General features: G+C 62.1%; 15 protein-coding genes. 3 read left to right on the forward strand and 12 right to left on the reverse strand.

Annotated elements, in window-relative coordinates; all coding sequences use genetic code 11:
* Entirely contained in the window at positions 1 to 891 is an 891-nt protein-coding gene (locus tag ACSQ3L_RS24095; protein ID WP_436162177.1) for a fatty acid desaturase family protein, read from the reverse strand.
* A gap of 114 nt (positions 892 to 1,005) precedes the next feature.
* Here ACSQ3L_RS24095 and ACSQ3L_RS24100 point away from each other — a divergent pair, with 114 nt between their 5' ends.
* Positions 1,006 to 1,917: a LysR substrate-binding domain-containing protein gene (locus tag ACSQ3L_RS24100; RefSeq protein ID WP_436162178.1), complete on the forward strand. Its 912-nt coding sequence runs from the start codon at positions 1,006 to 1,008 to the stop codon at positions 1,915 to 1,917.
* 18 nt (positions 1,918 to 1,935) lie between these two features.
* Here ACSQ3L_RS24100 and ACSQ3L_RS24105 read toward each other — a convergent pair whose 3' ends face one another.
* The 7 genes from ACSQ3L_RS24105 to ACSQ3L_RS24135 form a co-directional block, all read right to left on the reverse strand.
* Positions 1,936 to 2,208 (reverse strand): DUF3303 domain-containing protein, encoded by a 273-nt coding sequence (locus ACSQ3L_RS24105; RefSeq protein WP_436162179.1) that lies wholly within the window; start codon positions 2,206 to 2,208, stop codon positions 1,936 to 1,938.
* Between the two features lie 16 nt (positions 2,209 to 2,224).
* The gene (locus tag ACSQ3L_RS24110; RefSeq protein WP_436162180.1) at positions 2,225 to 3,688 is read right to left on the reverse strand and encodes a RimK family protein; all 1,464 of its coding nucleotides are present in this window, start codon (positions 3,686 to 3,688) and stop codon (positions 2,225 to 2,227) included.
* A 5-nt stretch (positions 3,689 to 3,693) separates the two neighbouring features.
* Positions 3,694 to 4,791 carry a peptidase C39 family protein gene (locus ACSQ3L_RS24115; protein ID WP_436162181.1) on the reverse strand — a complete coding sequence of 366 codons (1,098 nt, stop codon included), beginning with the start codon at positions 4,789 to 4,791 and terminating at the stop codon, positions 3,694 to 3,696.
* Positions 4,792 to 4,994: 203 nt separating this feature from the next.
* Positions 4,995 to 5,786, reverse strand: a complete 792-nt coding sequence (locus ACSQ3L_RS24120) for an anti-sigma factor family protein (RefSeq protein ID WP_436162182.1) — start codon at positions 5,784 to 5,786, stop codon at positions 4,995 to 4,997.
* Complete coding sequence (locus ACSQ3L_RS24125; RefSeq protein ID WP_436162183.1) at positions 5,783 to 6,301, reverse strand: sigma-70 family RNA polymerase sigma factor; 519 nt, start codon at positions 6,299 to 6,301, stop codon at positions 5,783 to 5,785. Before ACSQ3L_RS24125 ends, ACSQ3L_RS24120 begins: the two co-directional genes overlap by 4 nt.
* Before the next feature lie 162 nt (positions 6,302 to 6,463).
* Complete coding sequence (locus ACSQ3L_RS24130) at positions 6,464 to 6,880, reverse strand: type II toxin-antitoxin system VapC family toxin (protein WP_436162184.1); 417 nt, start codon at positions 6,878 to 6,880, stop codon at positions 6,464 to 6,466.
* Positions 6,880 to 7,122, reverse strand: a complete 243-nt coding sequence (locus tag ACSQ3L_RS24135) for a type II toxin-antitoxin system VapB family antitoxin (protein ID WP_436162185.1) — start codon at positions 7,120 to 7,122, stop codon at positions 6,880 to 6,882. Before ACSQ3L_RS24135 ends, ACSQ3L_RS24130 begins: the two co-directional genes overlap by 1 nt.
* A gap of 349 nt (positions 7,123 to 7,471) precedes the next feature.
* Between ACSQ3L_RS24135 and ACSQ3L_RS24140 the strand changes: the two genes are divergently transcribed.
* Together ACSQ3L_RS24140 and ACSQ3L_RS24145 are read left to right on the forward strand one after the other, a co-directional pair.
* Complete coding sequence (locus ACSQ3L_RS24140; protein WP_436162186.1) at positions 7,472 to 7,723, forward strand: prevent-host-death protein; 252 nt, start codon at positions 7,472 to 7,474, stop codon at positions 7,721 to 7,723.
* Positions 7,716 to 8,111, forward strand: a complete 396-nt coding sequence (locus ACSQ3L_RS24145; RefSeq protein WP_436162187.1) for a hypothetical protein — start codon at positions 7,716 to 7,718, stop codon at positions 8,109 to 8,111. Before ACSQ3L_RS24140 ends, ACSQ3L_RS24145 begins: the two co-directional genes overlap by 8 nt.
* 49 nt (positions 8,112 to 8,160) lie before the next feature.
* Here ACSQ3L_RS24145 and ACSQ3L_RS24150 read toward each other — a convergent pair whose 3' ends face one another.
* The 4 genes from ACSQ3L_RS24150 to ACSQ3L_RS24165 form a co-directional block, all read right to left on the reverse strand.
* Positions 8,161 to 10,908: a DUF2339 domain-containing protein gene (locus ACSQ3L_RS24150; RefSeq protein WP_436162188.1), complete on the reverse strand. Its 2,748-nt coding sequence runs from the start codon at positions 10,906 to 10,908 to the stop codon at positions 8,161 to 8,163.
* A gap of 113 nt (positions 10,909 to 11,021) precedes the next feature.
* Positions 11,022 to 11,540: a PaaI family thioesterase gene (locus tag ACSQ3L_RS24155; RefSeq protein WP_436162189.1), complete on the reverse strand. Its 519-nt coding sequence runs from the start codon at positions 11,538 to 11,540 to the stop codon at positions 11,022 to 11,024.
* Entirely contained in the window at positions 11,537 to 12,313 is a 777-nt protein-coding gene (recO, locus tag ACSQ3L_RS24160; protein WP_436162190.1) for a DNA repair protein RecO, read from the reverse strand. The genes ACSQ3L_RS24155 and recO overlap by 4 nt, the downstream gene beginning before the upstream one ends.
* 402 nt (positions 12,314 to 12,715) lie before the next feature.
* On the reverse strand, positions 12,716 to 13,810 hold the full coding sequence (locus ACSQ3L_RS24165) for a porin (RefSeq protein WP_436162191.1): 1,095 nt from the start codon (positions 13,808 to 13,810) through the stop codon (positions 12,716 to 12,718).
* Positions 13,811 to 14,238: the final 428 nt, after the last annotated feature.

Here is a 14,238-nt window from a genome sequence, read left to right on the forward strand (position 1 = left end):
TCAATGCAGTGTCTCGATGTATTTTTCGTGGAAGCTGACATAACCCGGCTCGACCACCTTCAAATGCCGCTCGATCAGCGCATGAAACCGCGGCAGTTGATGGAACGGTACTCCGGGGTAGGCGTGATGTTCAGCATGAAACGGCATGTTCCAGGCCAGCTTGCGGACGAACCAGTTGGTGAGCGTCGTCCGGGAGTTCTCCAGCATGTTGGCGACGAACGGACAGCGGCCATGTTCGGCCAGGAGATAGAGGCGCAGGAACGGCTGTCCGAGCAGTGCCGGCAGGATCCAGACATAGAGCAACACCGTCGCCTTGAACCATAGCGCCAACACGAGCACGACGGCATAGAAGGCAATCATGGCACGCGCCTCGGCGCGCACCTTGTCGTAGCCTTTTGGCGGAACGTAGCTTTCCCGGCCGCGGCCCATCGCGTTGGCATAGAGCGTCAGCAAATGCCCGCGCCATAGCGGAATGCCCGACACATGAACGATGTATTGCCGCCAAGTCTCCGGCTTGGGGAAAGCCAGCTCCGGATCATTGTCGGGATCCTGGGTGTATCGATGGTGAGCGAAATGGAAGTAGCGGAACCAGTCCGCCGGCAGCGCGATCGCCAGGCTGCACACCCGTGCCACGGCATCGTTCAGCCATTGCGTTTCGAAAGCCGTACGATGAACCGTCTCGTGCAGCAGCGTGAACAGGAACACGATGAGGATGCCTTGCGGCAGCATCAGCAGCGGCCAGAACGGCACCTTGGCGGCGATTAGCGATCCGATGATCACGATCGCACCCCAATGAGCGGCAAGCTGAACAAGACCCGCGACATCCGACTTGGCGGTCAGGCGATTGCGCTCCTCCTGCGTCAACGATGAGGTTACGTCGCGATGATCCACCGGCTTCGATCCTGGGCTGGGATTTGATGTAGCTTCACTGTATCCCATGAAAAAACTTTCCAAAAACGACGATTTCTGCAACTTTGAAAAGCTGAGCTTATCTATCTGGTGATCATGGTCACACTTCCATCTCTCAAGGGACTTCAGGCCTTCGAGGCCGCGGCGCGAGCAGGCAGCTTTGCCGCGGCGGCGGAAGAGCTTTCGGTATCGGCCGCCGCCGTCAGCCAGCTCATCCGCAGCTTGGAGGAGCAGATGGGTCGCAAGCTGTTCCACCGCGTCAACCGGCGCGTCGTCCTCACCGAAGCCGGCGTCGAGATGCTGCCTAGGCTGACCATGGCCTTCCAGGAGATCGGCAGCGTTGCACGCCAGCTGGGCGGCGATGCATTCCGCCCGCGCCTGGTGGTATCGGTACCGCCATCCATGGCTATGGGCTGGCTTTCGCAGCGTCTCGCCGGTTTTGTCGCAAGCCATGGCGCCGTCGACATATCGCTCAGAGGCGACGACGACCCGGTGCCGTTCGACCGCGAGCTGATCGACATCAGGCTCTCTTATGGCCCGCATTATCGCGAGCACCCGACCGAGGATATCGTCCAGGACGCAGTCTATCCCGTGTGTTCGCCCGGGCTGGCCTGCACGATCAAACCCGAAGGCCTCGCCAGCCTGCCGCTGATCCACACCGACTGGGGGCCGACCGGCGCATCGTTTCCGTCATGGCGGAACTGGTTCGAAGCGGCCGATATCGAGCCCGGTCGCACAGCGCAGCGCGGCCTCTCGGCCAACTCATCGCGCGCAGCGCTCGACCTTGCCATTTCGGGATTGGGCGTGGCGCTGGCGCAAGGGATCTACTGTGCCCAGGCGCTGGAGTACGGCCGGCTCGTCAGGCCCCTGCCCCTAGCACTGGAACTGCGCCAGCCCTATTGCCTGACGATCCCGGATCGCAGCGCGAGACGCGATGTCGTGGCTGCATTTCGCCAGTGGCTGATCGACGAATGCCGGCGCGCAGTGGGCTCGCCGGCACTGCGTTGACCTGACAGGCGGCTATTGTCAGAGGTGGGTGCTCAATGCCTCTGCCATGTCCTTGTTCGTCGCCACGGGAACGATCTCGAATTCCACCAGATCCGCCCATTCGATGACCCAGCGCTGCAGCAGCGTAACGTCATCGGCCTCCACCAGCAGGAAGCAGCGGCTCATGTCCGCCGCGATCCAGCTGTGATGCACGACAAGCTCGTCCGGCTTCAGGCGGCCCCGGTCGCGAAAGCGGCGGTAGATCTCCTTGCGATCACAGCCGGTGAAATCCTCGATCACGATGAACAGCATCTTCTCCCCGATCAAATTATCGCCCCGGCCGGTCCAGCCGCTCCAGGAACCAATGCGTCAGCCGCACCCAGACCTCGTCCTTTTCGCCGGAATCCTCCCAGCCATGGTCGAGGTTGGGATTGTCGTTGACCTCGATGACGAAGACGCCGTCCTTGGTCTCCTTGAGGTCGACGCCATAGAGTCCGTCACCGATGCAGCGCGCCGCCTTCACCGCCGTCTCGACGACGTGCGCCGGCGTCTCCTTCAGCGTGAAGGTCTTGATGCCGCCCTGGTCGGGCTTGCCGTTGGCCTTGTGGTTGACGATCTGCCAGTGTTTCTTGGCCATCAGATAATGCACGGCAAACAGCGGCTGGCCGCCGAGCACGCCGACGCGCCAGTCGTATTCGGTCGGGATGAACTTCTGCGCGATCAGAAGGTCGGAATCCTCCAGCCATTCGGAGGCAAGCGTCTTCAGTTCCTCGAAGTTGGCGCATTTCTTGACGCCGCGCGAGAACGACGAATCCGGGATCTTCAGCACCAGCGGAAAACCCAGTGTCTGCGCCGCCAGTTCGAGATCCGAGGTGCCGGCTATCATAACCGTCGGCGGCACCGGCACCTTGTTGTAGGCCATCAGCTCGTTGAGATAGACCTTGTTGGTGCAGCGGATCATCGACAGCGGGTCGTCGATGACCGGCATGCCTTCCTGCTGCGCGCGGCGGGCGAAACGGTAGGTGTGGTTGGAGATCGAGGTGGTCTCGCGGATGAACAGCGCGTCGTAATTGGCGAGCTTGGCGAGGTCCCGCTTGGTGATCGGCTCGATTTCGACGCCCATCTTCTCGGCGATCTTGGCCCAGTAGCGCAGCGACGAGATTTCCGACGGCGGCAATTCCTCATGCGGGTCGACCAGCGTGGCGAAGGTGTAGCGCGCCGGCGTGCGGCCCTTGGTGTCGCGCCACTCCCGGTTGGTGTAGGTCTCCAGGCACTGGATGAAGCTTTTTTCCTCGTCCTCGGTCATACGCGCCAGCGGATGAAAGCCGATCTTGCGGATCGAGGCCCATTCGGCGCTGTCCTTGATGTGGACTTCGAGCGCCGGTGCGCGGAACCAGTCGAACAACAGCTTGGCGAAGCGGTCCCAGATCTTCGACGGACCGATGCCGAAGAAGATGCAGACCTTTTGCGGAAAGGCGCCGCCGAGATCCTTGCGGCATTTGTTGAGCGCCAGCTCCAGTTCCGGCAGCGCGTGCTCGTAGAGCTTGCGCTCCGAGAGGTCGATCATCGTCTCGACGGTCGGGATCACCTTGTGGCCGCGCGAGCCCGCCAGCAGCGAGGCATAGTAGCCGCGGCTCTGGTAGCCGTAGTTGTTCGACAGGTTGATGACCTTCGGCCGCTGGCCGCGAAACAGCGAGGGATGTGCGAGATAGTCGCGATTGGTGATGATCTTGTGTGGTGTCGCCACCTGGTCGAGATCGCTCTGCCTGCCTGTAAGAATAACCCAGGTCATTGTTATCAGCGCTTTCCCAGAGTGATGGCGGCACGCAGTCCGTCGCGGCCGAACTGCGCCATGTTCATGAAGATGCCGTAAGGCACGGGAATGTTGGCGGCATCAAGGATGGTCTCCTGTCTTTCGTCCTCGACCCAGGGGTCGTGGATCAGGATATGGTCGCCGTCATCGCCGATAGCCAGCACCCAATGCGGCACCTTCTTGCCGAACATCAGGAAGCCGCTGATCAACACCAGCACCAGCTTTCCCCCAGCGATCGCGGCGCGGATGTCGTCGATAGTGAACGAACGGTAATTCACCGGGATGCCGCAAAGTTCCGCGCGCCGGCGAAAGTCGACCTGGGCAAGTTCCATCACCCGGCGCTTGTCCTGGCTGCGCACCGATTGCAGGAACAGCGCGCCATAGAAGGAAACATAGATCTCCGCCGCAAGTCCGCTTTCGTACCCCGAGACCGCGAGGCCGAACGGTTCGCAACCACCGGGTCCCGACATCATGAAGACGGTCGTCGCTTCACGCCACAGACGGATTTCCATGACCGGATCCGGCACGAAGCCGCGATCGAAATTGGCCATCGCCATCATCAGGCAGCACGGGCCGCAGGTGAATTCGCAGGTCTGCGGGTAGAACGGTACCTTGGTGGCGATCGGAATGTCGCCGCGCAAGGTCTTCTCATAACGAAGTGCTGTCCCGCCATCCTCATAGTAGCCGGGTTCACGGCCAATCTTGCGATAGCCGGCCTGTTCGTAGATGCGGATCGCGCGGCTGTTGTCCTCGCGCACCTCGAGACGCAGCATCATGCGGTCATGCTCGAAGGCGGCGTCTTCGGCGGATCCGAGCAGCATGCGGCCGACACCCAGCCCACCGAAAAACGGACCGGTCGCGATCGAGTAGAGGCGTGCCACGCCGCTACCCTTGCGAAACAGCACGATCGCATAGCCGGCCACGCGGCCATCGACTTCGGCGACCAGCGTCTCGGCGGTTTCACGCTCGATGAACAGGCGGAAGGAGCGGCGGGAAATACGGTCGCTTGAGAAAACAGCTTTCTCGATGGCGGCGAGATCATCGACGTCAGACGCGCGGGCCGTGCGGATCTCGGCAGGCATGCGGGTTGAGAAAACCTCGATTGGTGGTGGGAAATGCCCTACTCGAAGACGTTCAGGACATCAGCCGAAATACCGATGGCCACAAAGCGCTATCGCACCTCGAATAGGGCCGAATTGTGACAGATTCGGCGGCAGCTCAGCCATGGAAACGCTTTGACAGGATCGCAATTTATGGATTGGAGTCGCCGTCAAAAGTGGCACCTTCAACTGGCCAGGCCGGCCAGAAGCTGGCCGTAGGCGTTCTTTGCCACGACGGCCAATTGTTCGCGCGGCAGCGAGCCGACGACAGCGCAGCCATAGCCCTTGTCCATCCAGTAGACGGCCCGCGGACCGTCTTGTGCCGATGCATAGGTTCCCTTGGCATTCTCCGCCGATTCCGCCGTGACGAAAAGGGATATACGCTCCCCCTTGTCGTCCTCGTAGAGCAGCATTGCGGCCTTGCTTTCACCAGCGGGAAGCAACCGGCCGCCGACCAGTTGGAAACCATTCGCGGTCAGGTTCGGCGCCACCAGCTTCAAACCTACCCGGTTGGACAGCCAGGTCTGCAGATGATCCATGTCGCTGGCCGGCACTTCGACCGCATGCCGCTTTTCGGCGGCATAGATGACATGGGCCGCGATTGCCTGCTCCGCCAGTCGATCTTCCGCCTGATCCTCCTGTCCGATGCGGTCGATGCCGGCAAGGTAGCCGCCAAGCCCGCCGGCGACCACAAGCACGGCGGCCGCGGCGGCAAGCCACCAGCGCGAGCGCGGCACAGCTGGCTTGACCTGCGCCTCGCCGAGCACGACCTTGCGCAACCGCGCGGGAACCGCTTCGTCCAGCACGCCGGCGAAGGCGGTCTGCAGCGCCGTCCGATCGGCGGTGAAGCGGGCGCTCTTGGCCTTCATCTCGGGATTGGCGTCGAGCCAGGCGTCATAGGCAGCGCGCTCGTCGCCGGGCAGCTCGCCATCGAGCGCCATGTGGATGTCACGTTCGGAGAAGTCTCGGCGGATCATTTCTCGACGATCCTTATCGCGCGGCGACGCGCCGTGTCGTCCAGCAGCCCACGCAATTCCTCGCGCCCGCGCGCAATGCGCGACATCAGCGTGCCGGCCGGCACGCCCAGAATGTTGGCTGCTTCGGCATAGGAAAAACCTTCGATGGCAACCATGACAAGGGCTGCGCGGCGGTCGGGGCTGATCGCTTGCAGCGCGTCGATGATCTCGCGTGAGGCAATACTCTCCACCTGCTCGGCGGGCTGGGCAACGACCTCGCCCGCCTCCAGCGGCAGCATCGCCGCGTCGCCGCGACGGTTCACCTTGCGCATCTGGTCGATGAACAAATGATGCATGATCGTAAACAGCCACCTCCGGGGGCTTTCTCCTGTCTGCCAGTTGTCGAGCCGCACAAGCGCCCGCTCGAGGCAATCCTGGACGAGATCGTCTGCAGCGTCGCGGTCGCGCAAAAGCGAGCGTGCGTAGCGGCGCAGGCGCGGTATTTCGCCAAGGATTGCTGCCTTCTTTTCGTCCATGACCGCTGGTTTCGAGGTCGCCCTTGTTGATCCCAATTGAACGCGCCTTCTCGGCGCGGCGCAAGCGGCCAGCGCGAAGCGGTCCGCCGCCCCGGTCACCCAAGCAAGGAGATAACGCTGGCTGGTGCCGATTTATTCCCACCAATCAAGGAGAAAGCCGAATTATCCCAAATCCGTTAGCAGGAAATCATTGCCCTTGTAGAGCAGCGGAACATCGAGGCTTTTTGCACAGGCATAGGCGAAGCAGTCGCCGAAATTGAGATCGGCTTGATGACCAACGGCCTTGCCATAGCGAGCGCTGGCATTGATGGCGTGGAAACCGATGTCTTCGCCGATCACCACATTCTCTCCACCAATTTCCACTATGAACTGATCGACCAGATCGCGAGCCTTGAGGAGGGCTTCAGCCGTAGGTTTACGGGAGCCAGCGGCTGCGCGCGCCAGCGCCTGTGTCGCCTCAAAACGCACCAATGGGGAAACGTAGGACTGGCCGGCAAAACCAGAGAGCCGCTTGACCAGTTCCTCCCAACCCGGCTCCCGGTTGAGAATGGCGACAATCACCGACGCATCGACAAACATCAGTCCTCCCACATCTCGTCGGTGAATTTCTTCATGTCGAAATCGGGATTTGGCAGGCCTATCTTCGCGGCCTCCGCCTGCAGCCTCGCGACCCGGTCGCGCAACGGCACCTTGGCGCGATTGCGCTCAAGTTCGTGCACAAGTGCGGTCTTCACCGCCTCCGTCTTGCTCGGAGCATTCGTCTCACGCTGCAATCTGGCGGCCAGCGCATCCACTTCGTCGTCACGGATATAAAGCGGCATCTGAATATCTCCAAAATGATATTCAGATATTCCATTCTGCATATTCTTTCAAGAAGCGTCTTCATATCCCTTAGCCGCCCGTGTCAAAAGCCGCTGGTAGGACAGGCCGATGCCGATCAGCACCGCACCGAGGTCGGCGCAGGCGCGGTACTTCACCAAGGATTGCTATCGATCCCAATTGAACGCGCCTTCTCGGCGCGGCGCAAGCGGTCCGCCGCCCCGTTCACCCAAGCAATGCAATAGCGCTCGCTGGTGCCGATTTATTCTCGACCGGAAAGGCAGTGGCAAAATCGATTGCTTAAATACGTAAAATATGCACAATAGGTAAAATACGTATGAGGACCACTCGATGAAGCAATTCACCTTTTCAGACATGAACCGGGCGTCCGGCGAAATTCTCGAAACGGCAATGATCGAGCCTGTCGCGCTCACGAAACGCGGCAAGGAGAAGCTGATCATCCTCTCAGCCACCCAATACCGGCAGCTCGTCAGTTCGCCTCATGCCGTAGCCTACACGCTTGAGGACGCGCCGGACGAGATTCACGATGAACTCCTGTCCGGATTGGAAGCCATCACAACCGGCGACAAGCCGGATGCTTAAGCCAGGCGATTTGCTTCGATACTACTATCTATGGGCGCGGCAGGCTGATGCCGGCGAGGAATCCGGCCGCAAGGCGCGGCCGGTCTGCATTGTGGTTAGAACGCCGACGACGCCTGCCGCACTCTTCTTGTTCCCGCTCACTTCGCAAAAGCCCGACCAGTCCCGCACGCATGTTGCTGTGAGCGAAATAGAGTGCCGCAGAGGTGGGCTCGATTTTCCGTCGTGGCTGATTCTAGACGAGTACAACCGCGTACAAGTCGACGAAGCTTACGATCTCGTCACGACGAAACCAATCGGCTCCTTCAGCCCGGCGTTTGTCCGCAGTATCGCTGGCCTCATCAAAGAGGCAATCGTACAACGCCGCGTGCGTGGCACCATCCGAAAATAGCGGATAACCGGTCCATGACCGGTAAGAACTGTTCACGGAAGCAAGAATATCATCCCTCCCGCGCCGCCCGCGTCAGCAGCCGCTGATAAAACAGACCGATACCGATCAGCACGGCGCCAAGGCCGATGAACGACAGCGCCCTGAGCACGCCTTCCAGCTCCGACATGTCGAAGATGAAGACCTTCAGCACGGCGATCGCTATCAGCGCGGCCGAGGCAATGCGCAGCACCTGTGACTTCAGCCAGACGCCGGCCGTGAGCAGTGCCACGCCGATCACCAGCCAGAGCGCCGAATAGGTGTAGGTTTCCAACTGGCCGAGGCCGCTCCACAGGCCGATGAACTCGCCCTTGAACAGCCGCCTCACCGACAGCGTGGCATAGGCGAAGGCAAGCACGGCAGCCACCAGCGCCAGCATCTGCGCATACCATTTCGGCCGCTTGTCCCTGGCATAGAGCGCCAGCCCGCCTGCGGCGATCGCCGGCAGGAGATAGGCGAGGAACAACAGGTTGAACACCGGGATGCGGCCGGTCGATTCGTCTGTGAAAAGCGGGTTCAGCACCACGAAGTGCCGGATAATGATGAAGGCGACGGAGACCACGCCGGCGGCCATCGAACCATAGCGCAGCACCGAGCTTGGCGAACGCATGTCGATGGCGACCAGGATGGCGCCGGCGCCGATGGCGATCAGCGTATAGATCGCCTGTTCGGCGAGCGTCATGGCACCCGTGTCGATGACGCCGCCGTGCATGGCATGGCGCACCAGCATGGCCAGCGTGAGCAGCGCAAACAGTGCCGCCGCCGCTTCCATGGCGAGGCGCGGCCGGCCATTGGTGGTGCGGGCGAGCTGCCAGGCGGCAAAGCCGAAGGCCAGCGCAGGTACGCCGTAGCCCGGCAGCAGCCAGTTGAACACCGGTGTCGTGGAGAGGAACTCGGCACCGACGATGGTTGGGTCGAAGGCGGCGCGGCCTAGCACCGCGATCACCGCGCCAACCGAAATCCAGCCGAGCACCGGATAGGAGCGCCAACGCGTGGCCAGCGCCGGCACGATGGCCGCCGCACCGAGCAGGATGGTGGTCCAGCCGGAATCGAAAGCCATATGCAGCAGCAGAAGGCCGGCGATGGCCGCGCCACCCACGGCAAACGATACCGCGATACCGCCGTTGAGCGGCGGCTCTTCGGCCCGTGCGATCCACTCGCCGCCGGCGGCGAAAACGACGATCAGCAGTACTGCTGCGGCGGCGTAGACAAAGTCACGATCGAGATTGCCGAAGGTGAACCAGAGCGCCAGCAGGATGACCAATGGCACGACGACGCCCCACGCTGCCCATGAGGCCGCGCGGATCTCCATGCCGCCGGCGAACCTGCGGGCGGCCCAGAAACCGGCGCCGATGAAGACCAGGCCAAGCGCGATGCCGATGCGTAATGTCAGCGCATTGGAGGTGGCCACGGGCAGTCCGTCGACGCTCAGGGCGCCGCCCGAAAAATCGGAAACGATCGAGGTTGGCGGGATAATGCCGAGATAGATCAGCACCGTGACCAATCCCGCGGCGTAGAGGAGCGGCAACGCAAGTGGACGATAGAGCGCGACAGCCACCATAGCGGCGAGGATCACGGCGCCCGGCAAGGCATAGCCGGCAGCGGCGAAGACCGGGTCGACCGACAGGCCCAGCGCCGAGAATGCAACGAACAGGCCAGGCACGATGGACGGCCAGTCGAAAGCCCGGGCTGGCCCGGTTTCGTCACCACGGCGAGCGAGCCAGACAAGGGCAAGCACCGCCAGCGTGACGGCATCGATGAACAGGATGGCGGAGAGGTTCGCCCCCGGCGCATCGGTCATGTAGAGGATGGTCCAGACACCTGTGCCGAAAAAGGCAGCCGCCATCAGCAACTTCCAGTCGCGCATGCGGGCGATGACGCCGGTGGCGGCAAGCACGATCGCGAGATAGCCGAACAGCGCCCAGGGATTGGGCGCCTGCGAGGCGACCAGCACCGGCGTCACCATGGCGCCGACGAGGCCGATGCCGGCCAGCGCCTGGCCATGGACCAGGGCTGCCGCGATCGTCGCCACGCCAATGGCGCCGAGCAGCGTAAAGGCGAGTGCCGGGCCAATGAAGCCGTAAATGCCATGCGCGGCATAGACGGTGCCGAACAGGATGAAGGCACCGGCCGCGGTCAGGATCGCTGGAATATAGGCGCCGGCAGCGCCTTGCACCGGCACTTTGAAGCCGGTGCGGCGGATGAACTCGCCGCCGGCGATCAGTATCAGGCCGAGAACCGCAGCCATGGTCAGTCGCACGCCGGGGCCGAAAATGCCGGCCTCGATGGTGTAGCGGATCAGGAACAGGCCGCCCAGCGCCAGCGCGATGCCGCCAACCCAGACCGCCCAGCGGGTCCCGAGCGCGGTTTCGACATCGGTCTGGCGGGCGGCTTTCGGCGCAGCAGTTGGCGCCACAGGTTCCGCCGCCTTCAGGGCCGCTTCCGCGGCGGCCCACGGCCCGGACACGACCTCATCGGTTGGAGCTTCCGTTTCCGTGGCTGGCGCCTGCGCGGTGGCCGCTTCGCTTACCACTGGCGGGACGATATCGGCCGCGGCCGCTTCGGCTGGAGCCACATCGGCGGGAGTGCCAACGGGCGCGGCCTGTTCGGACGACTTGGCCGCCGGTGGCAAGGCTCCCGAGAGCACAAGGCTGCGCAGCGCGCCAAGCTCGCGCTCGACAAGCCCGATGCGGCTCTGCTGGCGCGAAATGATGACGAACAAAGCGATGATGGCGACAAGGCCGATCAGGCTCTCAAACATGGCGGTTCCCCCAAACCAGGCCAGTTTTCACTGACGTTCAGTCTCATTGACATTCAAATGCGGCGGCCAAACGGCCAGAAAATCCAAGCTCGGAAAACTCGATGCGCCGCCAGTCAACGCGCCGCCAGATTGGCCGCCGGAAAGATCGAGCATGTTTCGGTGCCGAAAGCCAGCAGCTTGCCGCCGGCATCCTTTAGCGTCGCTTCCGACACCGCCAGCGTGCGGCCCTTGTGAACAACCTTGCCCTCGCAGACCACCTCGCCGGTCTTCGGCGTGATCGGCCGCGTCAAATTCACCTTGAACTCCGCTGTGGTGTAGGCCTCACCCTTTTCGAGCAGCGTTTGCACCGCGCAGGCTAGCGCCGAGTCGAGCAGCGTCGCCGCCCAGCCGCCATGCACGCTGCCCAGCGGGTTGAGGTGGCGCTCGTTGGGCAGGCCACGGAACACGGCACGGCCTTCCGACACTTCGGTCAGCGCGAAGTTGAGCTGGAAGGAGATCGGCGGCGCCGGATATTTGCCATCGACAATGCGCTGCAGCAGCTCCAGGCCGGTGTATTTCAGGATGTCGATGTGCGGAATGGTGCCGAGGCCGAGGGGCGAGACCCGGCCAGGATAAAGTTCGACTTCGCTCATGTGATGATTTCTCTGGCCGCATTCCCACCGGCTGTGGCCCTGCCGCGCGCGTGGTGCTTGCGCAAGGCGGCGAGGAAGCCGGCGCGGGCGTCGGGCGGCTCGATGCCGCGCGGCTCATAGACGTGGCGCGTGAAGAAGAAACCGGTCAGCCGGAAGGCGTCGTCGACCGCGGCCGGATCCGCGCGCAGGCCGGAGCCGCGCTGCAGAAAGGCCGGCAAGGCCAGCATCTTGTCACGCCATGGCTCGCCGGCCTCGCGCGATACCGCCCGTCCCGACTTCGGCGAGACATAGGCAAGGTCCTGCCGCGTGCCGGTGGCGGCGCATTGACTGAGATCGAGGCCAAAGCCGAGTTCGTCCAGCACCAGAAGCTCGAAGCGCGCCACCAGTTCGCCGGCAGCGTCGGCATCGTCGAGATGGACGATCATCACGGCAAGCGTTTCGTAGAGACCTTCATGCGCGTCGCGCTCGGGCAACAGCCGCAGATGCGCGGCCATGGTCTGCAAGCCATAGACCGCGACGGCGCTATCCATCAGCCGGGCCGCGTTCATCTCGATCGCCTCGGCCTGGAACGTACCGAGATGCTCGTCAAGCCGCGCCCGCCACAACAGGTCGACGCGATTGCCGGGCTGGAGCACAGGCTGCTGCTTGCGCGAACGGCCGCCACGAACAAGGCCGAGATGACGGCCATGCGCGCGCGTCATCACCTCGAGAATGGCGCTGGTTTCGCCATGCTTGCGGGTGCCGAGAATGATTCCCTCGTCGCGCCATTCCATCCCCAAAGCTTTTCACCGGTTGGATGGCGAAATCAAGGGTTGGGTTTGGCGCCCAGGGCTACGAACTCGGGTTAACGGGTTCCTTCGGAGCCTTCGCCGGCGCGTCGGCTGATGGAGCTTCAAACGAAAAACCCGCCTGTGCGGCGGGTCACTGGCGCAAATCAGCACCATAGGCAAATATGTAGCATAGCTGCCCTCACCGAGTCAAGAAAAAATTCCTATCGCATGAAGCGCGACCGGCAAAAAAGCTGCCGGCACCGCCGAACTGGCTGTCGTCAGGTCTTTTGTTAACCTGAGTTCGGAGCCCTGTTTGGCGCCCGGCAGGCCGTCACCTCGCATCGGCATACAAAAAGCCGCCCGCAGCGATGTGCTGCGGGCGGTCTGGTAAGGTCAGTCGATCCGTCAGAACGAGCGCTGGAAGCGAACGATGCCGCCGACGCCGTCCTTGAACTTGTCGTCGAAATTCTTGAAGTAATCGACTTCGGCCGTGATCGTGTAGCCGGGGACGATGGTGTAGGCGACGTTCGCGGCAACCGCGAAGTCCTCGAAGTCGGTGTAGGAGACCTGGGCGTTGAGCTGGACCTTCTTGTTGACGGTGTAGGTGCCACCGCCCCAGACGGCGAAGTTGCCGGTCCATGGCTTGTAGAAGTTGGTCGCCTTGTTGTCGTCCGTGCCGTAGCCCAGCATAGCGAACAGGGTCAGGTCCGAGGTCGCCTTGATGTCGAGGCGAGCCTTACCGGCCCATTCTTCCCAGTTGCTGTTGTAAGCGCCGACCGCGGTGATCGCACCCCAATCGCCCTTGTACTTCACACCGCCGACGACATGCGGAACATAGCTGTCGATGGTATCGGCGCCCGAACCTTCTTCGAGCGAAGCCACCGCCGAGAAGCCGTTGCCGGCGTCGAAGTAGTAGCTGATCAGGTTGGTGTCCTTGAGGCCGTAAGGAATGATCGTGTCCTGGACGACGTTGCCGGCATAGCCGATGAAGGAATCATAGGCCGTTTCGTCCTTGCCGACGCGCAGCCCGCCAAGCTGGATCCAGGCGAAATGCAGATCGGTGGCCTTGTTGCCGGCCTCGCTGTCGATCGCGAAGCCATCGGCGCCCTTGGCCGTGGTCACGCTGCCGAAGTTGAAGCGCGTCTCGGTATAGGTCTTCAACGTGCCGAGTTCGGTTTCCTGGCCGGTCCATGTCTTCAGCGTGAAGCGCGCGTTCTTGCTCCAGGTGTCGTTGACGCCGCCATCCTGGGAATCGATGGCCTTGGTGCCGTCGAGCACGCGATTGCCGTCGCCCAAGCTAGCGTCGTAACGGATGTAGCCGCCGATGCGCAGGCAGGTCTCGGTGCCCGGGATATAGAAGTAGCCGGCGCCGTAGACGTCGCAGATCTTGACGTATTCGGCCGGTTCCGGTTCGGCGACGACGACAGCGTCCGCAGCGCGCGCGCCGCTGACCGCGATCAGGGCCGCGGCTGAGCCGAGAAGGAGGCTCTTGATGTTCATTTTCTGACCTCTCCAGTCATAGTTTAAAAAATGGCTTCGGGGCTGGCGGCAATGTTTTCCCGCCTCACCCCCACAACGAAAAAGGCTCGCACCGCTCCCCCTTTTCGAGCGCGAACATACCCATCGATCTTCCGCCTTCAATGACGATTTCCGAAATAACACCAAATCTCTAAACAGTTTAATGTTGTGTTGCACAAATAACACTTATGCATATGGCGAATGGCACAATCGGAACATCGTCATATATTAAATATATATTCATATACTTTCGCGGCTAAATATACTTTCAACGCATCATATTTCTACCAGGACGGTCAAAATACGGAATATCCAGCTGGTTTCCTTCGAAAATGACCTGATTCCCACCGGCCCTGTCCACCGACGGATGGCGTCCAACCGCCAATCGCACGCTGTCATTGATGCGAAAC

Source organism: Mesorhizobium sp. LjRoot246, assembly GCF_964254115.1.
Classification (GTDB): Bacteria; Pseudomonadota; Alphaproteobacteria; order Rhizobiales; family Rhizobiaceae; genus Mesorhizobium.

Bases quoted from the DNA above. Each gene is read 5' to 3' on its own strand.
- ACSQ3L_RS24100 (WP_436162178.1), top strand. From the start codon at position 1,006: ATGGTCACACTTCCATCTCTCAAGGGACTTCAGGCCTTCGAGGCCGCG.
- ACSQ3L_RS24105 (WP_436162179.1), bottom strand. From the start codon at position 2,208: ATGCTGTTCATCGTGATCGAGGATTTCACCGGCTGTGATCGCAAGGAG.
- ACSQ3L_RS24110 (WP_436162180.1), bottom strand. From the start codon at position 3,688: ATGACCTGGGTTATTCTTACAGGCAGGCAGAGCGATCTCGACCAGGTG.
- ACSQ3L_RS24115 (WP_436162181.1), bottom strand. From the start codon at position 4,791: ATGCCTGCCGAGATCCGCACGGCCCGCGCGTCTGACGTCGATGATCTC.
- ACSQ3L_RS24120 (WP_436162182.1), bottom strand. From the start codon at position 5,786: ATGATCCGCCGAGACTTCTCCGAACGTGACATCCACATGGCGCTCGAT.
- ACSQ3L_RS24125 (WP_436162183.1), bottom strand. From the start codon at position 6,301: ATGGACGAAAAGAAGGCAGCAATCCTTGGCGAAATACCGCGCCTGCGC.
- ACSQ3L_RS24130 (WP_436162184.1), bottom strand. From the start codon at position 6,880: ATGTTTGTCGATGCGTCGGTGATTGTCGCCATTCTCAACCGGGAGCCG.
- ACSQ3L_RS24135 (WP_436162185.1), bottom strand. From the start codon at position 7,122: ATGCCGCTTTATATCCGTGACGACGAAGTGGATGCGCTGGCCGCCAGA.
- ACSQ3L_RS24140 (WP_436162186.1), top strand. From the start codon at position 7,472: ATGAAGCAATTCACCTTTTCAGACATGAACCGGGCGTCCGGCGAAATT.
- ACSQ3L_RS24145 (WP_436162187.1), top strand. From the start codon at position 7,716: ATGCTTAAGCCAGGCGATTTGCTTCGATACTACTATCTATGGGCGCGG.
- ACSQ3L_RS24150 (WP_436162188.1), bottom strand. From the start codon at position 10,908: ATGTTTGAGAGCCTGATCGGCCTTGTCGCCATCATCGCTTTGTTCGTC.
- ACSQ3L_RS24155 (WP_436162189.1), bottom strand. From the start codon at position 11,540: ATGAGCGAAGTCGAACTTTATCCTGGCCGGGTCTCGCCCCTCGGCCTC.
- recO (WP_436162190.1), bottom strand. From the start codon at position 12,313: ATGGAATGGCGCGACGAGGGAATCATTCTCGGCACCCGCAAGCATGGC.
- ACSQ3L_RS24165 (WP_436162191.1), bottom strand. From the start codon at position 13,810: ATGAACATCAAGAGCCTCCTTCTCGGCTCAGCCGCGGCCCTGATCGCG.